Here is a 25,382-nt window from a genome sequence, read left to right as displayed (position 1 = left end):
CTTAGCGCGGCACTCCCGCGATGGCCCCGGCCCACATCCGCTGCACGAAGCGTTTTTCTGAGAGCCTGCCAGCCAGGTAATCGCTCACGTCCTTGGGGGCTCTGCCCGCGCTGATCATCTGGGCCAGGGGCCAGAACTGGTCGCGGCGGATGAGGGCCTTGAGGCGCAGGCCCCCGATTTTGACCAGCCGCTTGTCCTGCTGGGGGTTGGGGGGTACCTGGGGAATAGCCCCTGAGCGCACCAGCAGCACGAAGCCGGGCTCGCCCAGGGTGCCCTCGAGGTAGAGCCGGAAGTCCTCGGGGAGCTTGGGGGCCTCGAGCCAGCCCATCAGGGCGTCGAAGGCGTCGCCGTGGATCTGGCCCAGGCGCAGCAGGTTGCCCAGGCGGTTGCGGGTGACGACCACCGGGTTCTGCACCAGCCTGAACTCGTTGCCGGGGCCGTAGAGGCGGGGCGTCTGGATTTTGCCTTTTTGCCTCGAGTAGCCCTCTACCTTCCCTGCGAGGTACTGAAAGGCTTCCTGTAAGGTTACGTAGCCGTCGCTGTTGACATCGCCCTTACCGCTCATGGCCTCGAGCAAAAAGGCCGTGAACACCCCCCCGCCCACCTCCTCGTCCTCCCAGGAGGGCTGGGTTTCGCTGCTGGAGGCTAGGAGCGTGTTCTGCTCCTCGACTCTGGGCACCTCGGCCAGTTGGTACTCTCCTGGAGGGGTGAAGCTACGCGAGCCCGCCTGGGACTGGCCGCTGAAGCAGGCATCGAGGATGAGCACCAGACGCCCCTGCCCCTGGCTGTACTGCCGGACGATGGCCTGAAGGCGCTCGAGGGGTAGCCAGGTCTCCTCGTCGGTGATGCGGGAGTCGGAGGGGATGAGGCTGGCCTGCCCCTCGCGGTTGGGCAGGCCGTGCCCGGCGTAGTAGACGATGAGGGTGTCGGCGGGTCCCAATCGGCGGGCTAGGTCGCGCAACTCGGCCTCGAGGGCGTTCTTGGTGGCCTCGTCGTCGAGCAGCAGCCGCAGGCGGGTGATGTTTCCCAGGGCCTTGGCGAACTTGCGGGCGTCGCTTTCGGCGTAGTTGAGGCCAGGCAGGGGGGGAATCTCCGGGTAGCTGCGGTAGTTGTTGATCCCCACCACCAGCGCATACACCCGTCCCGGCGCAGGTCCTGCCCACGCCAGGGGCGACAGCAGCAGCAATGCCAGGCAAATCCAGGCCATATTGCGCTCCCAAGAACGGGCCAATCCGAGCTGTGCTCCGGAGTTAAGGCTCGATGAATGCAGAGTGTGGAGCGGCTAATCGAGGGAGAGCTTACATTATATACCTTGAATGTAGCCTGAGAGAGTTGCCTGGCGCTTGCTCTACAGGAGTGACCCATGGCCCGGACGTGGAAAGCAACCGCGATCACCCTGGCGTTGGCGATCGGAAGCCTGAGCTTGGCTGCCCCAGCCAAAGTGGAACTGGAGGGAAAACTGCTCCTGGAGAGAGCCGATAAGACCCAGCAAAGCTATACCCGCAGCGGTGGAAGCCCCCTGAGCCTGAGCCTCGAGCCCGGCGACCGGGCCTGCGTGACCCAGGGCAGAGCCAGGCTCATCTACGGCAACCGGGTCTTTACCCTGCAAGCCCCCAAAGCCTGCTTCGAAGTCGCCCGGCCCAGGAGCTTCTGGGACAAGCTGGTGCAGGCCTGTCAGGACGTGGGGGTGTGCCAGCGGGAGGCCGAGGCCGCTTTCGCCAAGCCTGCCCGGAGCCGGGGCGAGTCTGGTGGTGCTCCGGCCCTCTACGTGCCCGAGTTTTTCGACCTGCCCACCCTGCGCCTGCCCATAGCCGGGGAGCGCTACCCCAAGGTGCTCAAGCTGCTCGACGCCCAGGGCAAGGAGATCTACCGGGAGGAGATCGCCCGGAAGGACCTCGAGGGCGCTTACAGCCTGCCCGCCGACAAACTCCGCCTCGCCAGTCGGGTGCAGGTCAAGAGCACCGACAACACCTTCTTCTACGAGGCTCCGGTGCTGTGGGTGCAGGGCGAATGGCTCGGCCTGCCCACCCTGCGTGAGCGTGGCCTGAGCCTGTTCTTGGGTCAGTCGCTGAGCTACGCCCCGGCGGCTTACAGCTACTTCCTGGCTTCGGGAGATGTGCAGCTTGCCCAGACGCTCGAGAGGCAGATCCGGGAGTCCTTCGCAGGAACGGCGAGGTAGGGTTTTTGTGGGAGTTGCAGATAGCCGGGCGCGGGTCGTACGTCTGATGCGGGTCTTACGTCGTACGCAAGACGCAAAACGCCTTGGCCCTGGACCCTCGACCTCGAGCGCCAGACGCCACTATCCCCGTCCTCGCCTCTCAACGTTTAGCAGATAACGCCAGCAGCCCGCTCACGGCGCGCTCGAGCGCCAGCCGGGGGTCGCCGCCGGTCTTGGCCTGTTGCTCGGCTTCCAGCAGGATTTGCAGGGCCGCGGCCACTGCCTCGCCTGGGGCCTGCTTGGCGAGCGCCAGGGTCTGCTTGGCGGCGAAGGGGTGCATCCCCAGCAGGCCGGCGGCCTCGCCCTCGCCCAGCAGGGGCTTTTCTTGCAGGTAGGCCCAGGCCCGCGCCAGCTTGCTGTACTGCCAGGAGAGCGCCCCCAGCGTGCGGATGGGGTCTTCGCCGCGCTCCATCTGGTTCTGCAGCTGCTTGAAGGCCACCGCTCCCTTGCCCTCGGTGACGGCCCGCACCAGGTCGAAGCCAGAGAGGGGGGGCTCGAGCGCCACCACCGCCTGCACCTTCTCCAGCGTGAGGGGCGGGTCGAGCAGGGTGAGCTTCTTGAGTTCCTGGTCGAGGGCTTCCAGGCCGTAGGCCGGGTTCTCGTAGCTGCCTTTGCCGCCCACGAGGCTGCCCAAGAAGTTGGCGATGGCGGCGGGCAGCTTGAGCTCGTAGAGCCGGGCACGGTTGGCGACCCACTGCGCGAGTTCCTTGGGGCCAGGGGTGGGGTTGTCGCGCTTTTGTGCGTGCTCGCCGTACCACTTGCTGCGGGCGGCGGTGGGCCGGGGGTCGAGTAGCAGCACCAGCGCGTCCTGGGGGAGCTTCTCCAGCACCTCCCGCAGGGGCTTCCACTCGCCCTCGGCCACCTCCCGCAGGTCCACCAGCGCCCCGCTGGGCCCGAAGAGCCCGCCACTGGCCTCCTGCGCCACCAGGCCCGGCTCGGGCGGCAGCAGGCGGGGAGCTAGCCCCTGAAGCCGGGCTTCCTGCAGCAGGGCCTCTCGAGCCAAAAACGCGTCGCCAGTAAACACCTCGATCACAGCCCCTCCAGTCTAAACACGCCGGCCACGGAACGCCCATATCCATATCCCATTCACAGTGGGCCGCTAATCTGGAAACGATGCGCCGGAGAATCGGGATCGGGGTGCTGGTAGTGCTGGGACTGGGCCTTGGCGCCTATCTGGCCGCGCTGGGCTACGTCGTGCTCAACATGAACCGCAGCACCTTGCAACAGGCCGACGTGGCGCTGGTGTTGGGCTCGAGGGTCTACCGGGGCGGGCAACTCAACCCCTGCCTGGTGAAGCGGGTGGAGGAGGGGGTCGAGGTGGTCTGGCAGGGCTGGGCCCGCTGGCTGGTGGTCTCGGGCGGGGTGGACCCCGAAGACGGTGCCATTGAGGCCGAGGCCATGGCTTCGATGGCGGCACGGCTGGGCCTGCCCGAGGAACGCGTCGTGCTCGAGCCCAAAGCCCGCTCCACCTACCAGAACCTCCGCTTCACCCGGCAGATCATGAAAGAACGCGGCTGGAACACCGTGGTGATCGTGAGCGAGCCCTTTCACCTCCCCAGGGCCGCCCTGATGGCCCGGCAGTTGGGGCTCGAGTTCGCCCTCGCCCCTTCCCCCCACTGCCCACAGAACCTACCCGCCTTCCTCCGCGAGCCCCTGGTGCTGCTGTACTACGCCTTACGGGGTTGGAAGGAGTAGTCACATCCGTAGGTAGCGCTGTGTAAGATAGATTTCTTGTTGACATAATAGTTACAGTCATGTAGCCTCGACCCGGAGGCTGTTCTAAGATATGGGCCAATATCCTGTAGGTCGCTGGTTATACCTTGTCCAGCTTTGTCAACATAACTGATGCCCGGGCAGCTTACGGTGGGGCTTGGGGTTTGTACAGTAAGTAAGAGGCTTGCCATGAAACTTGATGTTTGGTCATTTTCCGGTTTGCTGGTGCTGCTGGCAGGGTGTCAACCCTGGGTCGGTAGCTCGTTCCAACTGATCTATGCTCCCAGCGGTGTGTGCTCGGCGCTGGAGTTTACTGATTACAGTGGGCTGGTTTCAAGTATCACAAACCCCAGTGGCGACGAACTGAGGGTCAGCAAGGGACAGCCCGTGCAGCTTCAGGCCAAAAGCAGTACGACCTACAACGTCGGGTATGGGCCTGTGATCGCCACTGCAACCGTCGAGTTGGACCTGGAGTTCCGTTGCCTGCCAGATAAGCCTCCTGTAAGGGGTAGGTACAGGGTGAATGCGGATAAGCCCTCAGAGCGCTTGAAGGTCTCCGAAAATGCCGCAACGCCTAGTGGGTTGGAAATCGTGTTTGAAACTTACGATCCGTGAATGTGACGTGATGGAGCGGACTGGAAACCATCCGGCCCGCTCTGCCTTGACTGTGCCGCGCGTTTACCTGCTGCCCAGCCCCGCCCAAGCCTTCCCGCTCCACCGTGCCACGAATACCTTGCGTTGCCCGTCCTTGCCCTCGTGCCACGCCACGAGGGGCCGGTCGTCGGGGCCCATCGCCAGCGAGAAGGCCGCGGCCTCGTTGGTGCTCACCGCCGGGCCCAGGCGCACCCACTGTTTGCCGTCCCAGCGCGCCACGCGCAGCTCGAGCCGCCCCGCGTTCTCGAGCCAGCCCACCACCGGGTTGCCCCTGGCGTCAAGCACCACCTTGGGCTGGGAGCCGCCGCCGCTGAGGGCGTTGACACTCTGGCCGAACTGCACCCAGCGCTTGCCCTCCCAGCGCTTGACGTAGACGTTGTAGCCCTTGCCGCCCCCGGCTTCGTGGTAGGCCACCACCGGGCGGTCCTGACGGTCGATGGCCACCGAGACCCCGGCGGCGTAGTTGTAGGGGTCGGCGTTGAGCGACTGGCCGAAGGGGATCCAGTTCTTGCCGCCCCAGGTGCCCGCGTACACGTTGAACCCCAGCGGTCCCTCGCCCTCCTTGTAAAGCTGGATGCTCCAGGCCAGGACGGCTTGGCCCTTGGAGTTCACCGCGATGTCCCTCGAGCGCGACGAGCCGCTGATGTCGGTGCTGAGGGAGCCGTTGTCCACCGTCTGCCACTCGAGGCCGGTCCAGCGCTCGACGTAGACGCTGTCGCCGTTGAAGTCGGGGGTCATCTCGCTCCACTGCAGGTAGGGGTTGCCCTGCGGGTCGAGGGCCATGCGGGGGATGTCGGAGGTGGTGAGGGGGCTGTTGCTGGGGGAGTTGCCCAGCATTTGCCAGGCCTGGCCGTCCCAGCGGGCGGCGTAGAGCTTGCCGTTGCCCGCGAGTTTGCCCTGGAACACCGGGTTCTTCTCGGTCCAGGCGGCCACCGGCTGGCCGTCGGGGCTCACGCGCACCAGGGCATACGAGGCATTCCAGGTGCCCTCCCGGTTGAGCGCCCCTCCCAGCCGCTTCCAGCCGCTGCCCTCCCAGCGGCGCACGTAGGCTTTGTAGACCCCGTCGGTTTTCTCCACCCAGGCCACCACCGCTCGGCCCTGCCGGTCGATGTCCAGCGAGGGCTGTATCGCGTCTTGAGCGGGGTCGAAGTTGACCGGCGTGGGCTTGGAGAGGGCGAGGGAAGTCAGCAGGCTACAGGCCAGGAGGAAGATGGGTATGCGCATGGTTCTTGCTTCTCCTTTCAGCAAAGCTGGCGACCGGGTTGTTTGCAGAAGCTGCGCTGCACTTGGCCGCTGCGGGCGAACTCGAGCAGTTGGGGGTAGCTGAAGAGCATCTCGGTAGTCAGGGCAGCGCGGTGGCATTCCAGGCAATCTCCCGGCAACTCCACGCCGGGCTCGGGGGCTCCGGTCCTGGGCTCGAGGGCCTCGAAGCGCCACGACGAGCTACCCTCTCCCTCCAGGCGGGTCATGACGTGGACGTAGGGCTCGTCGGAGGCCCGCACGAAGAAACCGCCCTCCCGCACGAACCCACCCCTGCTGGTTGGCTTAGCCTGGTGCAGGTCCACCAGCACCACCGTGCCCGGCGGTAGGGGCTTTCGCTGGCGCACGGCCTGCAGCGCCTCGGGCGAGATGTAGATGTCGCGGATAAACCCGTCGATCCGGTCCACGGTGGCGTAGTGCACCAGCCGGTTTTTATAGTCGGCGAGCGCCGATTCCTGGGCCAAGCCCACCCAAAGCCCGAAGATCAGAAACACGAGCCCCAGTGCCTGTCTCAACATCAACCCCCGCATTTCACAACAGCAGCGCAACGTTTCTGCCGCCTTTGCGCGAACCGAGCGAGTAACACTCGAGGCTTTGTGTGCTGTTTTTGAGTAACGATACTCCTGGATTTCGCGCCTAATGATAACACATCAGGCTCGAGCTTCCAGGGCTTCGGCCAGCCGGGCAATGCCTTCCCTCAGCCCTTCCGCGCCCACGGCGGCGTAGCTCAGGCGCAGGAAAGGCCCGGAGGGCTCGCCGGGGAAGAAGATGCGGCCCGGAAAGACCTGCACTCCCGCCAGCATGGCCCGTCTCGAGACCTCCACGTCATCCCACCCCTCGGGCAGCCGTAGCCAGAGGAACACGCTTCCGGTGGGCAGGCTCCAGGGCCGTAGTTGGGGTAGGAACTCCCGCAGGTGCTCCAGGGCGCTATCCCTGCGCCGTCGCAGCTCGTTTTGCAGGCGCTGAAGGTGTGTGCGGCGCGAGGGGGAGGTCAGCACGTCCACCGCGACTTCCTGGAGCAGGGCCGAGACGAAGTGATCGTCCAGCACCCGCAGCGAGCGGATGCGCGAGGCGGCGGGGCCTCTGGCTACGATGGCAGCCACGCGCAGGCCGGGCGCGGTGGTCTTGGAGAAGGGGCGGATGTAGACGACTCGGCTGGGCTCGAGGGTCGTCAGGGGCGCAGGCGGGTCACCCTCGAAGCTCAGCCCGCGGGCGTAGTCGTTTTCCACCACGAAGGCCCCGGCGGCTTCGGCCACCCTCAGCACGGCCCTGCGGCGCTCGGGGGAGAGCACTGCACCGCTGGGGTTGGAGTGCAGCGGCTGGCAATAAAACACCCTGGCCCCGCTCTGGGCAAAGGCCTCCTGCAGCAGCTCGGGCCGCACCCCATGGGCGTCCATGGGGACTGGTATAGGGCTGAGCCCCAGGCTGCGGGCCACGCCGATGGCCCCCGGATAGGTGGGCGACTCCATCAGGATGGGGCTTCCCGGTGCCGCCAGCGCCCTGAACACCGTCGATAGCGCGGCCTGGGCTCCCGGCGTGATCTGCACGTCGCGTGAGGTGGTGCCTGCACCGAGTTCCCCCGCCACCACGCTGCGCAGGCTCTCCAGGCCCTCGGCGGGGGCCCAGTCCCAGACCTCGAGCCGCCGCGCCACCCGGCGGGTAGCGGCCTGAATTTCCTTCAGCGCCGTGAGGGAGCGGTCGGGGTAAGCCTCGCCCAGCGGGATCATCCCAGCTTTGGCCGGAACCATCAGCTCCCGGATTCCCGCCGTGGGGTCGAGCCGCTGCCCCAGCGCGATTTCCTGCCAGCCGTAGTCCTCCTGTGCGGCCTTGCGCTCGGCCACGTAAGTCCCGCTGCCGGGCCGCACCACCACTAGCCCCTGCTGGGTGAGCTGGCTGAGCGCTTTGTTCACCGTCACCGGACTCACCCCGTACTGTGCCACCAGTTCCCGCACAGTGGGCAGGCGGGAGCCGGGCTCGAGCCCCCGCAACGTCTCCTTGAGTTGCTGGGCCAGGGTCTGGTGGGCGGGGGAGCGAGAGGCCATCTCGGACTGAAGCTACCACAAAGGTCGAAGGGGTAGCACGGTGGCTACCCCTTCGATGGCGCTCGAGCCTCAATCTGCGGCCTGCTGTGAAGGCTCGGCCTTGGACTCGGGCCGCGCCAGGATGAAGAACCACAGCAGGCCCAGCCCTCCGGCGACCAGGTTGATGTACCAGGAGGGGGTGAAGCAGGCTATGCCCAGAATGCCCAACACCCAGCTTTCCCAGCGCTGCAGAGTGCGGCGGGTATAGCCCACGGTGGATGCCGCGAGGAAGATGATCCCTACCCCCACGGCCAGGAAGCGCTCGAGGATGATCCCCCATTTCTGCACTAGGGTTAGCCCCAGCGTGGCATCTTGCAAGACGGGTAAGATCAGCAACCCTGTCCCGGCGAAGGCGAAGAGGAAGAAGAAGCCCACCAGGTACTTCGACAGCGCCACCCGCGCGGCGTAGATCCCCGTCACCAGCGGGTTGGTCTTGAACACCGAGGCCGCGGCGTACGCGGAGAGCGCCACCGGCGGCGTCACGTCGGCGAGCACCGCGTAGTAGAAGAGGAACATGTGGGTCGCCAGCAGCGCGGCCCCGGCGGGAATTCCGTTGGCCTCAGCGATTTTGACGATGGCCGGGGCGGTGAGTGAGGAGGTGAGCACGTAGGTGGCGGTGGGCGGGATGCCCATGCCCAGGATCAGGCTGAAGATGGCAGTCACCGCCGTAGCCAGCAGCAGGCTCTCGCCTGAGACCTGCCCCAGGAAGATCGAGAACTTCGAGGGCAGACCGGTGATCACCATCATCCCGAAGATGAGGTTGGCCGCCACGATGGCCGTGCCGATGGGGATGAGCTGGCGGAAGCCATCGGCCAGCCCGTCCAGGATGGGCATGAGGCCCCTGGGGCGCAGGGTGGGGTCGAGGTAGGTGATGAGCACGAAGCCCAGCATCGCCAGGCTCACCGCCGTACTGACCTCGAAGCCGCGGTAGAGCATGGCGATGATGAGCAGGATGGGCAAAAAGATGGTGCTGTAGCGCAGGATGTAGCGGCGGCGGCTCATCTCGAGCTCCGCCCCCACCGGCGGCAGCTTGGCCTTGCGGGCGTAGAACTCGTTGAAGGCCAGTACCGAAAGCAGGTAGAGGAGGCACGGCCCAATGGCCATGATCACCACCGTGAGGTAGGGGATTTGCAGGATCTCCACCATCACGAAGGCGATGCTGCCCAGCACCGGAGGGGTGATGAGGGCGATGGTGCCCGCCGTGGCCACCAACCCCGCCCCGATCATGCGGTCATACCCGGCACGCTCGTACAGCGGCTTGGTCAATGTGGCTACGAACTGGGTATCGGCAGCCCCTGAGCCGCTGAACATGCCCATGAAGACCGAGGCTATCCCGGTCGCCCGTCCGGGGGTCATGGGAGTGCGCCCCACCATGGCCAGAGCCAGGTTGGCCACAATGCGGCCCAGGCCCAGCGCCCCGATGAGGCCCGAGAGGATAGTGAAGTAGACCAGGTACTTGGCCGAGACCCCGGTGATCAGGCCGTAGATGCCCGCTTCGGTCTCGTTGTAGGTCTTGCCCAGGATCAGGTCGATGCCGTTTTTGGCTCCCCGGAAAGTGCCAGGCACGTACTGTCCGTAGAGGTTGTAGGCCAGGAAGATCAGCACCAGCGAGGGCATCACCGGGCCCAGCAGGCGGTAGACCAGCCCCAGCACCAGGACGATAATGCTGAAGGACATGGCCATGTCCCAGCCTGCCGGGATCACCGCGCGGTAGACCAGCTCCTCGTAAAAGCGCATCTGGTAGACCAGCGGGGCGATGCTCAGCAGGGCCGCCAGGATGTCGCTGACGCGCCCCAGGTTGGGTAGCAGGGCCGGAAGCACCGCCAGGGCCCAAGCCAGCGTGCCCACCAGCTTCCCAGCCAGGGGAATATTCACCCCCGTGACGTTGGGAACCCAGAAGGTATAGAGAAACACCAGGCTCAGCAGGGCGAAGACCCAGCTCCCCAGGGTGCGCTTGTGGGGGGTCTGGCGGGCGGTGATGAGATAGCCGGCGAACATCAGGAAGAACACGTGTACGGCCCGCTCGAGCTGCACGATGTCCAGGATGGGGATGTCCGCTTTCGAGAGCGGGGTAAAGGGGTGGATGACCAGGTAGATGCTGTAGAGGGCAGCCGCCAGCAGCACTCCCCAGAGCACCCACCCCAAGGGGGTTCTCTTGCTTGAACTATCCTGAGCTAGCTCCATAGTGCCTCACTTACTCTGGCTTTTAGGGCAAAGCTCCCTGGCCGCTTGGGCAGAGGCAGGGAGCTTGGGCAAAGCTTAGGGGTTGAGCGCTTACTTGATGGCCCCGGCTTCCCGCAGGTACTTAAGGGCTCCGGGGTGGAAGGGGATGAGGGTCTTGGCCGCGTAGAGGTCGGCGGTGTTCTTGAGGGTGGTGTCCCGGGCTGCCGCCGTGGCCGTGACCAGGGTGTTGAGGTTGCTGAACACCGTCTTCACGATAGCTGCGGCCAGGTCGTCGGGCATGGAGGCCGGGCACAGGAAGACGTTGCCGGTGTACAGCGCGGGGACGTTGGCAGCGGTGCCGTAGACGCTGGCGGGCACCGTGCCGGTGCTGACGATGCCGGGGAAGCGCTTGAGCAAAAGCTGAGCGGTGGTGCTGTCCTTGGTCACGGGGATCAGGCGAATCCTCTTGCCGGTGCGGGCCAGGGACTGCCCGACTTCCACCACGCTGGCCGTGGGCACGCCTCCGACCCAGAAGTACGCGTCAATGGTGCCCTCCGAGAGGGCCTTGGCGCTTTCGGCAGCGGGCAGGCGCTCGCGTTTGGCGAAGCTCTCCGGCTTGACGCCAGCGCCCTGGAGCACCAGCAGCGCCAGGTTCTCGGTCGAGGAGCCCGGCTGGCCGGTGGAGACCCGCTTGCCCCTGAGGTCTTGCAGCACCTTGATCCCCGACTGCTCGGTGGTGACGATGTGGATCAGGCTGGGGTACATGTAGAACATGATGCGCTGCATGTCGGCCTTCTTCTGCGTGAAGCGGGGCTCCTGGCCGGTGTAGGTCACCAGAGCCGAGTCGGTGGTGGCCAGGGCGCAGTAGTAGGTGTTGGAAGCCGGATCGGTGCGGTCGCGCAACAGCAGCAGGTTGTCGTACGAACCGCCGGTCTGCTGGGCGGTGGCGTCGGCTACGCCGGATTCGGTCAGCAACTTGGCGATGGCCTGCCCGTAGAAGAAGAACACGCCTCCCGTGCTGCCTGTGGGGATCACCACGCGGGGTTTTTGCGCCAACACAGTGCCCGCCAGCACCACTGCAGCCAGTACGATCCATACTCGTTTCACAAGCTCACCTCCAAGATATTTGCTCGCCATTGTACCGGGCTCGAGCCCGACACCCCAGGCGGGGGTTGCATGGATTTACAAAGTAACGAGTGGATTATAAGCACATTGCATGTAAAATGTAAACACAAGCTCTACGGAACCGCCCTGAGTGCAGGTGTAGCGAAGCGATCGTTATGAATATTCCTATGCTACCCCCTACTGAGCGCGTGGTCGATGCCGTGCGCGAGACCTTGCGCGAGGCCATCCTCGAGGGCCGCCTGGCGCCTGGGCAAAAGCTCAGCGTGCCCGAACTGGCCCGCCAGATGGGCGTTTCGCGCAGCCCGGTGCGCGAGGCCATCCTGCAACTCGTCGCAGAGGGCCTGGCGGTCGAGCGCACCCGCCGAGGAGTGGTCGTGGCCAAGCTCAGCGTGCGCGACCTCAGCGAGATTTACGAGATCCGCGAAGTGCTCGAGACCCTCGCCGTGCGGCTGGCGGCCTGGCGTGTACGCCCCGAGCAGTTGCGAGCGATGTGGGCAGTGCTGGAGCAGCAACGCCAGGCTATTGAAACCCACAATCCCCAGCTCTACAGCCAGACCAACCACCAGCTTCACACCCTCATCAGCCAGAGCAGCGGCAACCCCCGGCTGCACCGCATCCTGGCCCTGCTTTTTGGCGAGATGCAGTTAGCTTTCCGCACCCTCTCCAACAATCCAGCTCATACCATGCGCGGCCACCAGGAGCACCGCCAGATCGTCGAGGCCCTCGAGGCCCGCAACCCCAGCGCCGCTGAGGCCGCCATGCGCGTGCACCTCAACAATACACGGCTCGAGATCGACCGCCTCAGCCGGGCGCAGCGCTGAGGTAGGTGCCCTGTCTCAGCCACACGGGCGGGGTGTGGCTTAGCATTGGGTCGTGCTTGCTCTGGCTCTGCTGCGTGACCCTCGATACCGCAACTACTGGATCGCTCTGTTCATCTCCCAGCTCGGAACCTGGATGCAGGCTGCCGCTCAGGGTTGGCTGGTGCTCGAGCTCACCGGCAGCGCCGAACGCCTGGGGTTGGTGATGGTCTGCCAGTTTCTGCCCTCCCTGCTGCTTTCCCTGCCTGCGGGCGTCTTGGCTGACCGCTATCCCCGCCGTAACCTTCTCCTGCTCACTCAGGGTGGAATGGCCGTTCTGGCGGGGTTGATGGCCCTGCTGATCCTCACCGATCTGATCCGCTACGAATACGTGCTGGTGTTTGCCTTTGCGTACGGTGCCTTCAACGCCATTGACCTGCCCGTGCGGCAATCCTTCACGGTGGAACTGGCCGGGCGGGAACGCTATCCGGGGGCCATCGCCCTCAACTCCTTTGGCTTCAACGTCAGTCGGGTGAGCGGCCCAGCGGCGGCGGGTTTGCTCATCGCCAGCTTTGGCTTGGGCTGGGCCTACCTGCTCAACGCCCTTTCCTTCGTGATCATGTTGGTGTTGCTGCTGCGGACCGCAAGCCGTACTACCGAGCCGGTTCACGGCAGCGCCCTACAGCAGGCCCTCGAGGGCCTGCGTTACGTGTGGCATGAGCCGCTGGTGCGACAGGTGGTGCTGACGGTGGGGCTGGCGAGCCTGTTTGGCATGAACTTTCAGACCCTGGTTCCAGCCTACTCGAGGCTGGTGCTGGGCCTCGATGCCCAGGGTTATGGGTTTTTGATGTCGGCGGTAGGGGTTGGAGCCATCGCGGCGGCGCTGCTTCAGGCCCTCACCTCTCGCGCCCGCCCCATCCGCACCCTGGTGGGCTCGGCCATCCTGGCGCTCTCGCTGGCCCTGCTGTTCCTGCCTCTGCCGCCGTGGGGGGTGGCCGTGGCGCTGGCGATTTGCGGCTTCGGCATGATCACCACCCTGGTCAACGCCAATACCACCGTGCAACTGCTGGTGCCCGACCGCCTGCGGGGCCGGGTGATGTCGGTCTACTCGATGGTGCTGCTGGGCGTGGCCCCCCTGGGCGGCTACCTCACCGGCTCGCTCATGGACACCCTGGGCGGACGCACCGCCAGCCTGGTGCTCGCCGGGCTCTTGGTGCTCTCGGCTTTGTGGCTCTCCCGCCACCCCTGGCCACGCATGGTGGAAGATCAGCCACGCTCGGTCAGCAGCTAGAGCAGCCGTGCCCGCCCCTACGGAAGTCGCCGATGGCCAAAGTGTGCCAAATGCAAAACGCTAGGCGGGCGTTTGGCGTATTGCGTACGACGCAGGACGCCTGGCAACAATATTGCGATAGACTTGCACAGGCTTATGAAGCGCGTCGTCCTTGCTTTCGGAACCCGGCCCGAGGCCACCAAGATGGCCCCGGTGTACCACGCTCTGCGGGAAATACCCGGCCTCGAGCCCGTGGTGCTGCTCACCGGGCAGCACCGCGAGCAACTGCTCCAGGCCATCTCGCTGTTCAATGTGCCAGCCGAGCGCAACCTCGACGTGATGACCGAGCGCCAGACCCTGCCGGAGCTGGCCGCGCGCATCCTGCCCCAGGCGGCCCGCTCGCTACGTGAGCTGGAGGCCGACTACGTGCTGGTACACGGCGACACTCTCACCACCTTCGTCGTGGCCTGGGCGGCTTTCCTCGAGCGGATTCCCGTGGGCCACGTAGAAGCCGGGCTGCGCAGCTTCAACATGGCCGAGCCCTTCCCCGAGGAGGCCAACCGCCGCCTCACCGACGCCCTCACCGACCTCGACTTAGCTCCCACCCCCCTGGCCAAGCAAAACCTGCTGGCCGAGCACAAGAACCCCGAGCAGGTGCTGGTCACCGGTCAGACCGGCATCGACGCGGTGCTCTATGCTGCCAGGGTGGGAAAGCTTCCTGATGGAGTGCCAGAAGGTAGGCTGGTGACCGTGACCTTGCACCGCCGAGAGAACTGGGAGGTGCTGGGCGACCTGGCCCACTCCCTCGCTCGAGCCGCCCACGACCACCCCGACTTCACCTTCGTCTTCCCGGTGCACCTCAACCCGGTAGTGCGCGAGGCGGTGTGGCCGGTGCTGGGACGCGTGCCCAACTTCTGGCTCACCGACCCGCTGGAGTACGGCCCCATGTCGGCGCTGCTGGGCAAGAGTGAGCTGATCGTGACCGACTCGGGCGGCTTGCAGGAGGAGGGAGCGGCTTTGGGGGTGCCGGTGGTGGTGCTGCGCAACGTCACCGAGCGCCCCGAAGGGGTAGAGGCGGGCATCCTGCGGCTGGCGGGCACCGATCCCGAGAAGGTCTACCAGATCGTCACAGGGTTGCTTGGCGACGAAACTGAGCGTAAAAAAATGGCCTCGGCCAGGAACCCCTACGGCGACGGGCAGGCGGCCAAACGCTGTGCGCAGGGCGTGGCCTGGCGCTTGGGGCTGGGCGAGCGTCCGGCTGACTGGCAGCCCTAGCCCTTGCGGCATACGAACCCTGCCTCGAGGGTTGGAGGTGAGGGGTGGGGCTTTTATGCCGAAGGAAGCTGGCTCTCGAGTAGCCTTTCCTCGCGCCACACCGCCCGCAGTTTGCGCCAGACGGTAAAGGCCAGCAAAGCCGTGGTTCCCAGCGCCGAGGTGACGACTACCACCGGGGAGACGCTGGGCTGAACCAGCATCGCGACGATATTGAAAGCCAGCGTCAGCGCCCACAGCACCAGCGTCGTGCGCCGCTGCGACAGGCCCCTGGCCAGCAGGACGTGGTGGATGTGATCCTTGCCCGGCGTGGACATGGGGTTTTGCCGACGGATCAGGCGGCGAATGATCACTCGAGCGGTGTCGAAGATGGGCAGCAGCAGGAAAAGCGCGGTGGGAATCAGGGAGAACACCGTGGTCACCTTCAGGCTGCCCAGCAGCGCGGTAGCAGCCAGCACGTACCCAAAGAAGTAAGCTCCGGCGTCGCCCATGATGATCTTGGAAGGATGGAAGTTGTGCCGCAGGAAGCCCAGGGCTGCTCCGCTCATGGCGGCGAGTACCAACGTCGCGGCAGCCCAACGGGGGTCCTGCGCCGAGACGGCCAGCAGGCTCATCGCGGTGATGTAGCTGATCCCCCCCGCCAGCCCGTCCACCCCGTCCATGAGGTTGATGGCGTTGGTGATGCCCATGACCCACAAGACGGTGAGGAAGGTGCCCAGCAAAGGGTCGAGCGCGGTGCCAAAGGCCGTGTCGAAGCGGATGCCTACCGCCACCAGCAGCAGAGCCGCCAGAAACTGTACCACCAGGCGAAAGACCGGCGGCAGGCTGAACTGGTCGTCGATGAAGCCCACCAGCACCAGTATCGATCCGCCCAGCAAAATGGCGAGCACCTGGATCTGCACCTGCTGGATCAGGATGGGATTGAGCGCGGTGGCCACGATCATCGCCGCGACTACCCCGGCATAGATCGCCAGCCCTCCGGCATTGGGCAGGGGTTCTTTGTTGAGGCGGCGGGCGTTGGGCTGATCGGCCCAGCCCACCTTGAGGGCAAAGCGCCGCACGCTGGGGATGAAGCGCCAGGTGATGACCCAGGCCACCAGGAAGGTGAACACCACCGTCAGCCAGCCCGTGCCGGTGGGTTGGGCAATCCCTATGGATTTGAGAAAATCGATCATGGCTTGACCAATAGCTTATAGCCGATAGTCGATAGCCGATAGCCTTTAGCCATCAGTTATCCGCCATTGGCTATAAGCCTCACTTCGTGCCGTAAATCCGGTCTCCCGCGTCGCCCAGGCCCGGCACGATGTAGCCGTGGTCGTTGAGGTGGTCGTCCACGGCGGCGACCACGATATCCACGTCCGGATGGGCCTTCTCGACCCTTGCTACTCCTTCGGGAGCGGCGATGATGCTCATGAGCTTGATGTGGGTTGCCCCACGCTTTTTGAGCACGTCGATGGCGTGAACGGCGCTGCCTGCGGTCGCCAGCATGGGGTCGGTGAGGAAGACCCGGCGGCCCCCGATGTCCTCGGGCAGCTTGGCGTAGTATTCGACCGGATTGAGCGTCTGGGGGTCGCGGTAGAGCCCGATGTGCCCGACCCTCGCTGCCGGAACCAGCTTGAGGATGCCATCTACCATGATCAGCCCGGCACGCAGGATGGCTACTAGGGCCAGCTTCTTGCCCGAGAGCATGTGGGCGGTCATGGTGGCGAGGGGTGTTTCGATGGTGACGGGGTCGAGCTCGAGGTCCCTCATCGCCTCGTAGGCCATGAGCATCGAAACTTCCTCCATCAACTCGCGGAAGTCCTTGCTTCCGGTGTTCTTGTCGCGCAGGATGGCCAGTTTGTGCTGAACCAGCGGGTGATCTACGACGGTCAGCTTCATCTGGGAAATCGTAACACTGTTGCTGCTCGAGTCGATAGTCGATGGCTGCAGTCGCACGTCCTGCATCGTGCGCCAAACGCAAGGCGCCAGCCCCCTTAGAGCTCAGGAAATTCCCAGTAAAAGCGCAGAGCCTTGGGCATTTTCTCGGCCACCGCTGCCTCGAAGCCCTCCGGCTCGTTGGTGCGAAACCAGTGCATGTCGTGCAGGTAGGTCAGGGGAACCCAAAAGCGCAGGCGCGGCCAGAGTGTGGCGGCATCGGGGTAGCCCCGGACGATGAATCGCAGGGCCGAAAGGGCCTGCTCCTCGCCCAGCAGGTCGAGGGTTCCGGTGGTGAGGATGGCCAGGTCGCGGGCGGGGTCGTCGGGGCAGGCCCGCACCCAGTCCACCAGGAAGGCCGCCGGAACGTTGGAAGGTGCCCCAGGATCGCGCAGCAGGACGTTGCCCGCGTGAGGATCGCGATGGCAGAAGGCCTGTGGGGTGCCCGCTACCTCCTCGAGGTGCCCTTCTAGCCGCTCCACCAGCGCCTGTGCCTCGCTGAGGTCGTGCAGGGTGCCTCCAAACTGTTCCAGCCGGGCCTCCAGCCGCTGCCGGCTGACTACGCCCATTTCGGGGATCTGATGCAACTGGCAAAAGAACTCCTGCAGGCTCTTCAGCGCTTCCGGTGTGAAGTTTTGGGGCTCGAAGTTGTGGCCGGGAAAGCGCCGGGTGACCAGGATGCCGTGTCCGTCGAGTTCGAAGGCCTCGACCACCCAGGCCCCCAGGCCGGCCTTGCTCATGTTGGCGGCCTCGAGGTGAGCCGCATAAGCCCCGGCGGGCTGGTGGGGCCAGGCGGGCTTGGGGCCGTAGATCTTGCACACCAGGCCGTCGGTGCCGAAGGTACGGGCCTCACTTCCCTGGGTCAGAGGCTTCAGGGCATGGCCAAAGTGTTGCTCGAGCCGACGCAGCAGATCGGTCACAACGGCATTCACCATACCAGGATGTCTCGCTGGTCGATAGTAGCTGATAGCTAAACGCCAAAAGCCGCAGCCCATCAGCGTTTAGCGCTTTGCTTTTTGCCTTGAGCCTGGTTAGCCATCGGCCACAACCATCGACATTGATCCGGAGCATACTCGCCTGGCGGGTGTAGCGGTATCCTGAGGGGTATATGCTGGAGAAGCTCAATCAACTCGAAGACGAGTATCGGCAACTCGAGGCCAGCCTGGCCGACCCGGCTGTGCTCTCGGACCAGGCCCGATACCAGCGCCTTTCACGACGATATGCCGAGATGGGCTCGCTCATCGAACTCATCCGCCGCTACAAGAAGGCCCTGGAGGACCTGGAGGGGGCCAGGAGCCTGGTGTTCGACCCCGAGATGGGGGAGGTGGCCAGGGCCGAGGTGGCCGAACTCGAGGAGCGCATCCCTCAGATGGAGAAGGAACTCGAGGTGATGCTCCTACCCAAAGACCCCGCCGACGAAAAGAACGCCATCGTCGAGATTCGCGCCGGTACGGGTGGGGAAGAAGCCGCCCTCTTCGCCCGTGACCTCTACGAGATGCTCACGCGCTACGCCCAGCGCCTGGGCTTCCAGACCGAAACCCTCGACTCCCAGCTCACCGACCTGGGGGGGCTTTCCAAGATATCCTTCGAGGTGCGGGGGCCTGGAGCCTACGGGGTCTTCAAGTACGAGTCGGGGGTCCACCGGGTCCAGCGGGTTCCGGCCACCGAGACCCAGGGCCGCATCCACACTTCCACCGCCACCGTGGCGGTGCTGGCCGAAGCCGAGGAGGTGGACGTGAAGATCGACCCCGCCGACCTCGAGATCACCGTCTCCCGTGCCAGTGGACCCGGCGGGCAGGGCGTAAACACTACCGACAGCGCGGTGCAGGTGCTGCACAAGCCCACCGGGATCATCGTCAGTTGCATGGAGTCGCGCAGCCAGATCAAGAACCGGGAAAAGGCCCTGACCATCCTGCGCTCGAGGCTCCTGGAGATCAAACGCGCGGAGGAGGCGGCCCGCTTGCGGGAGAACCGCTTAGCCCAGATCGGCACCGGCGAGCGCAGCGAGAAGATCCGCACCTACAACTTCCCCCAGTCCCGTGTGACCGATCACCGCCTGGAGGGAGAGGACAAGAACCACGACCTCTACACCGTCATCGGCGGCGACCTGAGCGAGTTGCACGCGGCCTTGCGCAGGGCCGACCAGGAACGTCAGCTCGAGGCTTTGACCGAGCGGGTTTAGAAAGGGGCGAAGCGATGACGGTGAACACTGGGTTCACCCCGTGGCCCCTTTTGCGAGGGATGCCATGAGCGCCGGGTTGCGGCGTGAGTTGCTGGTGGCGGCGGCAATTCTGCTGGATAAGCAGGGAAGGGTGCTGCTGGTCGCCAACGACTGGAATCGCCGGGGCCACGTGCGCTACACCCTGCCGGGGGGCGCGGTGGAGGCGGGGGAGAGCCTCCTGGAGGCCGTAGCCCGCGAGGTGCGCGAGGAAACCGGGTTGCGCGTGCGCAGCATCGAGCACCTGGCCTATGCCGTGCAGATCGAGGATGCCCGCAAGGCCGAGCGCACCATCGCCATGGCTTTCAGGGCCAGCTACGACGGCCTGCTCAACCCCCGCGATCCCGACGGGCATATCGTCGAGGCCCGCTTCTTCAGCCCGGAGGAGGTGGCGCAGAAGCTCGAGGAACACCGCCCCCTGCGCGAGCCGCTGCTGGACTACCTACGCGGGGAGCGGGGCCGTTTTTACGTGTATCCGAGTTGGGGTGGGGAAGGGTGGAAAGTTTGAGCGGAGGTCGGTGGCTCGTTGGGTCGTACATTGCACGCCGAGCGCTAAACGCAAGACACCAGCCCCCTTAGTTGCCAAACCACTCGCTGACTTTCTGCCGGGCCTGCTCCTTGACGGCGGGGTTGATGTAGGTTGCGACGGTACCCACGGCGATCATGAGGACCGTTAAGTCATCGGTGTAGCCTACCCCCGCCAAAATGTCCGATATGGCATCCACCGGAAGGATGAAGTAAGCCAGGGCGCCCAGGATGGTGCGCTTGGCCCAGGCGGGGGTTTCCGGGCGCTGGTAGGCGTAATGCAGCCACAGCGCCTTCTCCACTACCTCGCGGCCTGCTTTGCGGGCGAAGCGCTGGACTTTGCCCCAGAACGAAGGCTCGTTCAGGCGCTCGGTGGTCTCGAGTTCGGGGGGAGAGAAAAGCTGGATTTCTTCAGTCATGTCTGGATCCTCCACATGCAGCCATGGGGTGCTTGAACCATCCTAGCAACTCGAGGGGGGCGGTTGCCTTTATTCAAGCCCTGTGTATACTTTTGGCGTAGTCCAAACCACGCCTCTCCCATCGCCTGCATGCCCATGGCGATGTGGAGTAGGGGGTTTCACGTGGTGAAAGGAGTGTGAGGTATGAGACGTCAGTGGCTAATGGCCTTGGCCCTTAGTGCCCTCGCGAGCGCCGGTCTGGCTCAGAAGACCCTGGTGTTCGGGCACGAGGGAGAGCCGGTCAACCTCGAGTCTGGCAACATTACCGACGGGGTTTCCATCTACGCCCAGCGCCAGATTTACGACACCCTCGTAGACTTCAAACCCGGTTCCAGCGACCCCGTACCGGCGCTGGCAACGAGCTGGTTCGCCTCGCCCGACGGCAAGAGCTGGACCTTCCGCCTGCGCCAGGGCGTCAAGTTCCACGACGGCACCGACTTCGACGCCAACGCCGTGCTCTTCAACGTCAACCGCTGGTGGGATCCCAAAGACCCCACCCGCATCCAGGGGGGAGCCAACTACGAGATCTGGGGTGAGCTGTTTGGTGGCTACAAGGGCACCAGCGGGAGTTTCCTCAAGAACGTGCGGGTAGTGGACAAGTACACCATCCGCTTCGACTTCGGTGCTCCCATCCCCTACTTCCCCGTAGCCATCGGTTCGGGTTACTTCGGCATCGCCTCACCCGCGGCCATCAAGGCTCAGGGCGCCAAATACGGTACCCCGGCGGGTGGCGCGGTGGGTACGGGCCCCTTCCGCTTCAAGGAATGGCGGGTGGGGGATCGCCTTATCCTCGAGAAGAACCCCAATTTCTGGAAGCAGGGCCTTCCCAAAGCCGACGCCCTGGTGATGCGCTTCATCAAGGACCCCGCTGCCCGTCTGGCCGAGCTCAAGGCCGGTTCCATCGATCTGACCATCCAGATTCCCCCGGCCAACCTGGGCGCTATCGAGGCCGACCGCAACCTCGACCCGGTACTGCGCCCCTCCTTCAACGTGGGTTACCTGGCCCTCAACCCTGCCTACAAGCCTCTCTCCGACGTGCGGGTGCGCCAGGCCATTGCCATGGCCATCAACAAGAAGGCCATCGTGCAGGCTTTCTGGAGCAAGCTGGGCGAGACTAACGGTCACTTCACTCCCACCGCCTTCAAGACCTACTGGTCGCCGGAAGTGACCGACTACGAGTACAACCCCACCAAGGCCAAGCAACTGCTGGCCCAGGCGGGCTATCCCAACGGCTTTGACCTCGAGTTCTGGTACATGCCGGTCTCCCGCCCCTACTTCCCCACGCCCAAGGAGATCGCCGAGGCCATGGGCGCCGACCTCTCGGCCATCGGGATCAGGGTCAAGTTCCAAACCAAGGACTGGGCCACCTACCTCAACGACCGCAAGGTTGCGCCCGGCTTCCAGGCTTACATGCTGGGCTGGACCGGCGACTACGGCGACCCCTCCAACTTCTTCGACCCCCACTTCGCCTCCCCCATTACCGACCTCTTCGACAGCGCCGGAAAGCCGCTCGACGTGAAGGAACTCAACGCCCTTCTGGCCAGGGGCTCGAGCTCTTCCAATCAGGCCGAGCGCATCCGGATCTACCAGCAGGCCGACAAGATGGTCTTCGACCTGGCCCTGCGCATCCCCATCGTCCACAGCCAGCCCTTGAACGCCAAGCGCAAGAACGTTACCGGCTGGGTGCTCTCGCCCCTGGGCAGTGAGAGCCTCGAGGACGTTGACAAGAGCGGTCTGTAAACCCAGTTTTGAATGTGTTGAGGGGGCGGGAGCATTCTCGCCCCCTAAACGTTCATGTGTATTTGTCACACTCAATCCAGGAGAACAGGTTTACTGTTTTTGGAATGTTGCGTTTTCAACTACACCACAGTTATGAACAAAGAAGCACACACCTTATTCCTGATCCATCGGGAATCAATGTATGGGTTCACTCAGGAGGATGTGCTTTATGAAGGTAGTTCGCCAGGTTGACCGTACAGACTGCGGTCCTGCTTGCCTCGCAACTGTATTGGGGTACTGGGGGCGGGAAGAGCCGCTCTATCGCTTACGTGAACTTGCAGGTACCACCCAATCAGGCACCTCGCTACTGGGACTGATGCGGGCTGCGCAAAAAATTGGAGTTGAAGCGAAGGCGTTCGAGGCTGACCTGGAGGGCTTAGCTACGCTTCGTCTGCCTGTAATCCTTCATTGGGAGCATAATCATTACGTCGTACTTACCCGCCTTGCTCCAAAAAAAGCTAAGCTAGCTGACCCTGCTTCAGGATTGCGCTGGGTTTCCACAGCCGAATTGCTCCAAAAGTGGACAGGTAAAGTATTAGCTTTACAGCCCGGCTTGGCCTTTGAGCGGGGTCGCTTTATGGGTAGGCGTGGTTTGAGTGGCCTGATAGCCCATTTGTCTCACTTCAGAGGTCTCGGTCCAACTTTGATTGAGCTGGCCTTAGGAACTATGGTGCTCGGCTTACTGGGATTGGGTTCACCTTTGCTGAGCCAGGTACTCTTTGACCGAGTGCTCACTTTCCGCGAAGAAACCTTGCTGCCGTACTTGTTGGCCGCCATTTTTTTGCTTGCTTTATTTCAGAACCTCCTTGGTGCAGTGCGAGTCCATCTGGGAAGTCACCTCTCGATGCGACTTAATTATCGCCTCCATTTGGGCTATTTGGATCATCTACTATACTTGCCGTTGCGAGTTCATGAAACCCGTTTGGCGGGCGATCTGCTCTCACGTTTCAGTGACCTAAGCCGGATACGAAACATATTAAGCAGTTTGATCATAGGGTTGCCTACCGCCTTTTTGACCCTGCTCCTCAGCTTTGCTTTGTTGTTCACCTATAACACCAAGCTGGCCTTGATTGCTCTCGCGTCCATCCCATTGCATATGCTTTATCTACTCTGGCTATCACCACGTTTGCGGGACAACAGCCGTAGAGTTTTGCGGAAAGGGGCTGAGGTGCAGAGCTACCTTCTTGGTAGCCTCGAGGGCTTCTCCATGCTTAAGGCTCTGCGAGCCGAAAGCTGGGCTTTGATGCGAGGTCGGGACCAGATTTCTGGACTGAACGATTTATCCTGGCAAGGCTTCTTGCTGAGCAATTGGGGTGGAGCCAGTTTAGGGCTTCTGGGAAACGCCTTTAGCATGTTCTTGCTCTGGTATGGGGCAGGGCAAGTGTTGCGCCTGGAACTCACGGTAGGGCAACTAGTGGCCGCGTATGGCTTGCTGCAAAACGCTTTAGGAGCGCTTTCTACCATCACGAGGAGTGTAGCCACCGTACAAGAGGGCATTGTTGCCTCGGATCGTTTGGCGGAGATCTTGGAGTTGGAGCCGGAGCCTAGGAAGCTCAGCGGCGAATTGGACGCCTTACGGCGGGGCCTTGAGGTTGAGGGGGTGCGATTCGGCTACCAAATAGATCGCCCAACCCTGAATGGTATAAGCCTGAGTCTGCCCAAGGGTAGTTGTACCGTTCTTCTGGGGCCGAACGGGGCTGGCAAGAGCACGTTGGCTCTTATCCTGGCCCGGATGCTCGAGCTAGAGGCTGGCCGGGTACTGTGGGACGGGCGTGATCTGGCTGAAGTCTCGCCCCATGCTGTCCGTGGGCGCGTTGTTTATGTGCGCCAGGAAGTTCCTCTGCTCTATGCCTCCTTGCGGGACAACTTGGCCGTAGGTCAGGAGATTCCTGACGACAAGCTTTGGGCGGTGATCGAAGCTGTGGGCCTTGGTCAGGTGGTGCGACGCCTCCCCGAGGGGCTGGACACCACTGTGGGCGGTGAGAGCCCATTCCGTTTCTCGAGCGGGGAAAAGCAAATGCTTGGCCTGGCTCGAGCCCTTCTAACCGAAGCCGACGTGCTGGTTCTGGATGAGCCTACCGCTACGCTCGATCCCCACCGCGAACGTGGGATAGTTCAGTTGCTGGCGAAGCTCAAGGGCCAACGCACGCTGCTGATAATCACCCACCGCCCGGCCCTCCTGGAACTCGCCGATCAGGTTTTCGTGCTGGAAGGCGGTTCCATACAACCTTACAGAAGGGAGGTGCAGGCATGACCCTGGATTGGGAAAACCCACATCCGAGAACAGCACGCCTAACACTTTGGCTGATGATGGCTATGGTTATAGCGGCCATCGCCTGGGCCTCCTTGACCCAAATTCAGGTCTACGCCCTGGTTTCGGGAAGCCTAGAGCCCAAGGGGCGGCTGATCGAGGTTACTGCACCATTGTCCGGGAGGGTGACTAAGGTTCAGTTGCAGCGTTGGGGGCACGTAAAGGCAGGAGAACTCCTCGCCGAAATCGATAGCGTGGGAGCTTCTGCTGAGGAGACAGAGTCCCAGCGGCAGAACCTTCTGGCGCAGGTCCGGGAGAAAGAGAGTGCGTTGGCATTGGCCAGGACCGACCTCATCGAGCGGCGACGGATAGCCGTGCAGCAACGCCTGCTGTGGGAGGGAGGGGCCACCAGCCGGAATGCCTATGAAGAAGCCACCGCCAACTTGGCTCGAGCCAAGCGAGCCCTAGAGCAGATCACCGCCCAGATCGCCGCGCTGAGGGCCCAGCTTGAAGTGCTCGACGTGCGCCGCAAGGTTGAGATACGGGCACCTGTCGATGGCCGGGTGGCCCAGCTCGAGGTACGCCATCCAGGGGTGCAGGTGAGCACGGGACAGGTGCTGCTGCAAATACTCCCGGAGGGAGTGCCCTTGGTGTTCCGGGGTTACGTGCTCGAGCGCGAGCGGCCAAAGGTGCGGGTCGGGGCTGAGGCCGAAGTTGCCTGGAACAGCTACCCCCGGCAGAAGTACGGGGTAAGTCACGGAAAGGTACTTGGGGTTTCACCCACCACCACTGCGCTAGAAGCTCTGAGGGGACAAAGCGTTTACGAGGTCGAAATAGGACTCGACAGCCTGAAAATAGGCGAACAGACGATCCTGCCCGGAATGGCTGGAGAAGCCAGGGCCTTGGCTACTAAAAAGACGGCCCTGGCGTTGTTTTGGGACTGGGTACGAGGGGTGAACCCATGGGAGTAAACCTGAACCAAGGCGGTGTTTTGCCTAGCCGATCCACCCTCAACCTCAGCATCGTAAGCGGAGCAGCCCTTGCCGCTGAAGCTCTGCAACTTGCCCTTAAGGACTTTGCTTTGCCTGTACCTACAACCCTGATTCTGGACTCCCCACCAGGCTTTGCGTTTAGCGCGTGGCCCGCAGGAGAGCATCCTGTTTTAATTGTCACTCCTTCGTGCTCACCCCACTATTTGCACGACTTGCTGGCATTGCACCCCGCCCCTGCGGGAGTTATGCACGAGCCTGTGACTCTTTCCCAGCTTCAAGCAGCTCTCAAGGTAGTTGCCCGCGGCCAGGCCTTCCACCAGATTCCACCATTACCCCATAACGACCTGAGCCCGCGCGAACGTGAGGTATTGCGCTGGGTAGCGCTCGGCTTGGAGAACGAGGCCGTGGCTGACAGGTTGGGAATCAAGGTTAAGTCGGTAGCCGATATGCTCTCACGCGTCAAGTGGAAGTTGGGTTTGCAAACGCGGGTGGACTTAGCTCGCTACTATCTTGGACTGCACCTGGTAACCCTCTAAAAGGTTTTATGGCTTCTTCAGGAATTATACCAATTCTACGACGAGGTGACACATAAAGCCTCTTGAATCCAAGGCCAGAAGCAAAGCTGCTTGACCCTGGTTGGGTCAGCCGCAAGCTGGGTGAGAAACTGCTCGGCAGCCAGGCGCTTGTGC

The 25,382-nt window shown here is 63.6% G+C and carries 23 protein-coding genes; 12 read left to right on the top strand and 11 right to left on the bottom strand.

Features of this window, described 5'->3' with window-relative positions:
* Position 1: 1 nt before the first annotated feature.
* The gene (locus Mrose_RS04735; protein ID WP_119276279.1) at positions 2–1,207 is read right to left on the bottom strand and encodes a caspase family protein; all 1,206 of its coding nucleotides are present in this window, start codon (positions 1,205–1,207) and stop codon (positions 2–4) included.
* Between the two features lie 156 nt (positions 1,208–1,363).
* On the opposite strand from Mrose_RS04735, the gene Mrose_RS04730 reads away from it, so the two are divergent.
* Positions 1,364–2,179 (top strand): hypothetical protein, encoded by an 816-nt coding sequence (locus Mrose_RS04730; RefSeq protein ID WP_119276278.1) that lies wholly within the window; start codon positions 1,364–1,366, stop codon positions 2,177–2,179.
* A 139-nt stretch (positions 2,180–2,318) separates the two neighbouring features.
* On the opposite strand, the gene holA is transcribed toward Mrose_RS04730, so the two are convergent.
* Positions 2,319–3,251, bottom strand: a complete 933-nt coding sequence (gene holA / locus Mrose_RS04725; RefSeq protein WP_119276277.1) for a DNA polymerase III subunit delta — start codon at positions 3,249–3,251, stop codon at positions 2,319–2,321.
* A gap of 80 nt (positions 3,252–3,331) precedes the next feature.
* Between holA and Mrose_RS04720 the strand changes: the two genes are divergently transcribed.
* Together Mrose_RS04720 and Mrose_RS04715 are read left to right on the top strand one after the other, a co-directional pair.
* Positions 3,332–3,913 (top strand): YdcF family protein, encoded by a 582-nt coding sequence (locus Mrose_RS04720; protein WP_119276276.1) that lies wholly within the window; start codon positions 3,332–3,334, stop codon positions 3,911–3,913.
* Between the two features lie 207 nt (positions 3,914–4,120).
* The gene (locus Mrose_RS04715; RefSeq protein ID WP_147371571.1) at positions 4,121–4,546 is read left to right on the top strand and encodes a hypothetical protein; all 426 of its coding nucleotides are present in this window, start codon (positions 4,121–4,123) and stop codon (positions 4,544–4,546) included.
* A gap of 63 nt (positions 4,547–4,609) precedes the next feature.
* Here Mrose_RS04715 and Mrose_RS04710 read toward each other — a convergent pair whose 3' ends face one another.
* From Mrose_RS04710 to Mrose_RS04690, 5 genes are all read right to left on the bottom strand, one after another.
* On the bottom strand, positions 4,610–5,809 hold the full coding sequence (locus Mrose_RS04710; protein WP_119276274.1) for a hypothetical protein: 1,200 nt from the start codon (positions 5,807–5,809) through the stop codon (positions 4,610–4,612).
* Positions 5,810–5,826: 17 nt separating this feature from the next.
* On the bottom strand, positions 5,827–6,363 hold the full coding sequence (locus Mrose_RS04705) for a cytochrome P460 family protein (protein ID WP_119276273.1): 537 nt from the start codon (positions 6,361–6,363) through the stop codon (positions 5,827–5,829).
* Positions 6,364–6,495: 132 nt separating this feature from the next.
* Positions 6,496–7,887 carry an aminotransferase-like domain-containing protein gene (locus Mrose_RS04700; RefSeq protein ID WP_119276272.1) on the bottom strand — a complete coding sequence of 464 codons (1,392 nt, stop codon included), beginning with the start codon at positions 7,885–7,887 and terminating at the stop codon, positions 6,496–6,498.
* Between the two features lie 69 nt (positions 7,888–7,956).
* On the bottom strand, positions 7,957–10,110 hold the full coding sequence (locus tag Mrose_RS04695; RefSeq protein ID WP_119276271.1) for a TRAP transporter permease: 2,154 nt from the start codon (positions 10,108–10,110) through the stop codon (positions 7,957–7,959).
* A 90-nt stretch (positions 10,111–10,200) separates the two neighbouring features.
* Positions 10,201–11,196 (bottom strand): TAXI family TRAP transporter solute-binding subunit, encoded by a 996-nt coding sequence (locus tag Mrose_RS04690; protein WP_182482672.1) that lies wholly within the window; start codon positions 11,194–11,196, stop codon positions 10,201–10,203.
* Positions 11,197–11,381: 185 nt separating this feature from the next.
* On the opposite strand from Mrose_RS04690, the gene Mrose_RS04685 reads away from it, so the two are divergent.
* From Mrose_RS04685 to wecB, 3 genes are all read left to right on the top strand, one after another.
* Positions 11,382–12,035, top strand: a complete 654-nt coding sequence (locus tag Mrose_RS04685) for a GntR family transcriptional regulator (RefSeq protein WP_220452283.1) — start codon at positions 11,382–11,384, stop codon at positions 12,033–12,035.
* 52 nt (positions 12,036–12,087) lie between these two features.
* Positions 12,088–13,302, top strand: a complete 1,215-nt coding sequence (locus tag Mrose_RS04680; protein WP_119276268.1) for an MFS transporter — start codon at positions 12,088–12,090, stop codon at positions 13,300–13,302.
* Positions 13,303–13,437: 135 nt separating this feature from the next.
* Entirely contained in the window at positions 13,438–14,556 is a 1,119-nt protein-coding gene (gene wecB / locus Mrose_RS04675; protein WP_119276267.1) for a non-hydrolyzing UDP-N-acetylglucosamine 2-epimerase, read from the top strand.
* Positions 14,557–14,609: 53 nt separating this feature from the next.
* Here wecB and Mrose_RS04670 read toward each other — a convergent pair whose 3' ends face one another.
* From Mrose_RS04670 to Mrose_RS04660, 3 genes are all read right to left on the bottom strand, one after another.
* The gene (locus Mrose_RS04670) at positions 14,610–15,728 is read right to left on the bottom strand and encodes an MraY family glycosyltransferase (RefSeq protein WP_119276266.1); all 1,119 of its coding nucleotides are present in this window, start codon (positions 15,726–15,728) and stop codon (positions 14,610–14,612) included.
* A 79-nt stretch (positions 15,729–15,807) separates the two neighbouring features.
* The gene (upp, locus tag Mrose_RS04665; RefSeq protein WP_119276265.1) at positions 15,808–16,434 is read right to left on the bottom strand and encodes a uracil phosphoribosyltransferase; all 627 of its coding nucleotides are present in this window, start codon (positions 16,432–16,434) and stop codon (positions 15,808–15,810) included.
* Positions 16,435–16,529: 95 nt separating this feature from the next.
* Complete coding sequence (locus Mrose_RS04660; protein ID WP_119276264.1) at positions 16,530–17,405, bottom strand: phosphotransferase family protein; 876 nt, start codon at positions 17,403–17,405, stop codon at positions 16,530–16,532.
* A gap of 173 nt (positions 17,406–17,578) precedes the next feature.
* On the opposite strand from Mrose_RS04660, the gene prfA reads away from it, so the two are divergent.
* Together prfA and Mrose_RS04650 are read left to right on the top strand one after the other, a co-directional pair.
* Entirely contained in the window at positions 17,579–18,652 is a 1,074-nt protein-coding gene (gene prfA, locus Mrose_RS04655; protein ID WP_119276263.1) for a peptide chain release factor 1, read from the top strand.
* A 76-nt stretch (positions 18,653–18,728) separates the two neighbouring features.
* The gene (locus Mrose_RS04650; RefSeq protein WP_026234452.1) at positions 18,729–19,196 is read left to right on the top strand and encodes an NUDIX hydrolase; all 468 of its coding nucleotides are present in this window, start codon (positions 18,729–18,731) and stop codon (positions 19,194–19,196) included.
* Positions 19,197–19,263: 67 nt separating this feature from the next.
* Here the strand turns inward: Mrose_RS04650 and Mrose_RS04645 are convergent, their stop codons facing one another.
* Entirely contained in the window at positions 19,264–19,632 is a 369-nt protein-coding gene (locus tag Mrose_RS04645) for a YkvA family protein (protein ID WP_119276262.1), read from the bottom strand.
* A gap of 183 nt (positions 19,633–19,815) precedes the next feature.
* Between Mrose_RS04645 and Mrose_RS04640 the strand changes: the two genes are divergently transcribed.
* The 4 genes from Mrose_RS04640 to Mrose_RS04625 all read left to right on the top strand — a co-directional run bounded on the left by Mrose_RS04640 (position 19,816) and on the right by Mrose_RS04625 (position 25,229).
* Positions 19,816–21,411 (top strand): ABC transporter substrate-binding protein, encoded by a 1,596-nt coding sequence (locus Mrose_RS04640; protein WP_119276261.1) that lies wholly within the window; start codon positions 19,816–19,818, stop codon positions 21,409–21,411.
* Between the two features lie 208 nt (positions 21,412–21,619).
* Positions 21,620–23,704, top strand: coding sequence for a peptidase domain-containing ABC transporter (locus Mrose_RS04635; protein WP_119276260.1), 2,085 nt, complete (start codon positions 21,620–21,622; stop codon positions 23,702–23,704).
* A 53-nt stretch (positions 23,705–23,757) separates the two neighbouring features.
* The gene (locus Mrose_RS04630) at positions 23,758–24,672 is read left to right on the top strand and encodes an HlyD family secretion protein (RefSeq protein WP_182482671.1); all 915 of its coding nucleotides are present in this window, start codon (positions 23,758–23,760) and stop codon (positions 24,670–24,672) included.
* A complete protein-coding gene (locus Mrose_RS04625; RefSeq protein WP_119276258.1) occupies positions 24,663–25,229 on the top strand; it encodes a LuxR family transcriptional regulator in 567 nt (188 codons plus the stop codon). The genes Mrose_RS04630 and Mrose_RS04625 overlap by 10 nt, the downstream gene beginning before the upstream one ends.
* Positions 25,230–25,382 lie beyond the last annotated feature (153 nt).

The organism is Calidithermus roseus (assembly GCF_003574095.1).
GTDB classification, from domain to species: domain Bacteria; phylum Deinococcota; class Deinococci; order Deinococcales; family Thermaceae; genus Calidithermus; species Calidithermus roseus.
Note: the sequence above shows the minus strand (reverse complement) of the source record. Positions and strands in the feature narration are given on the sequence as shown.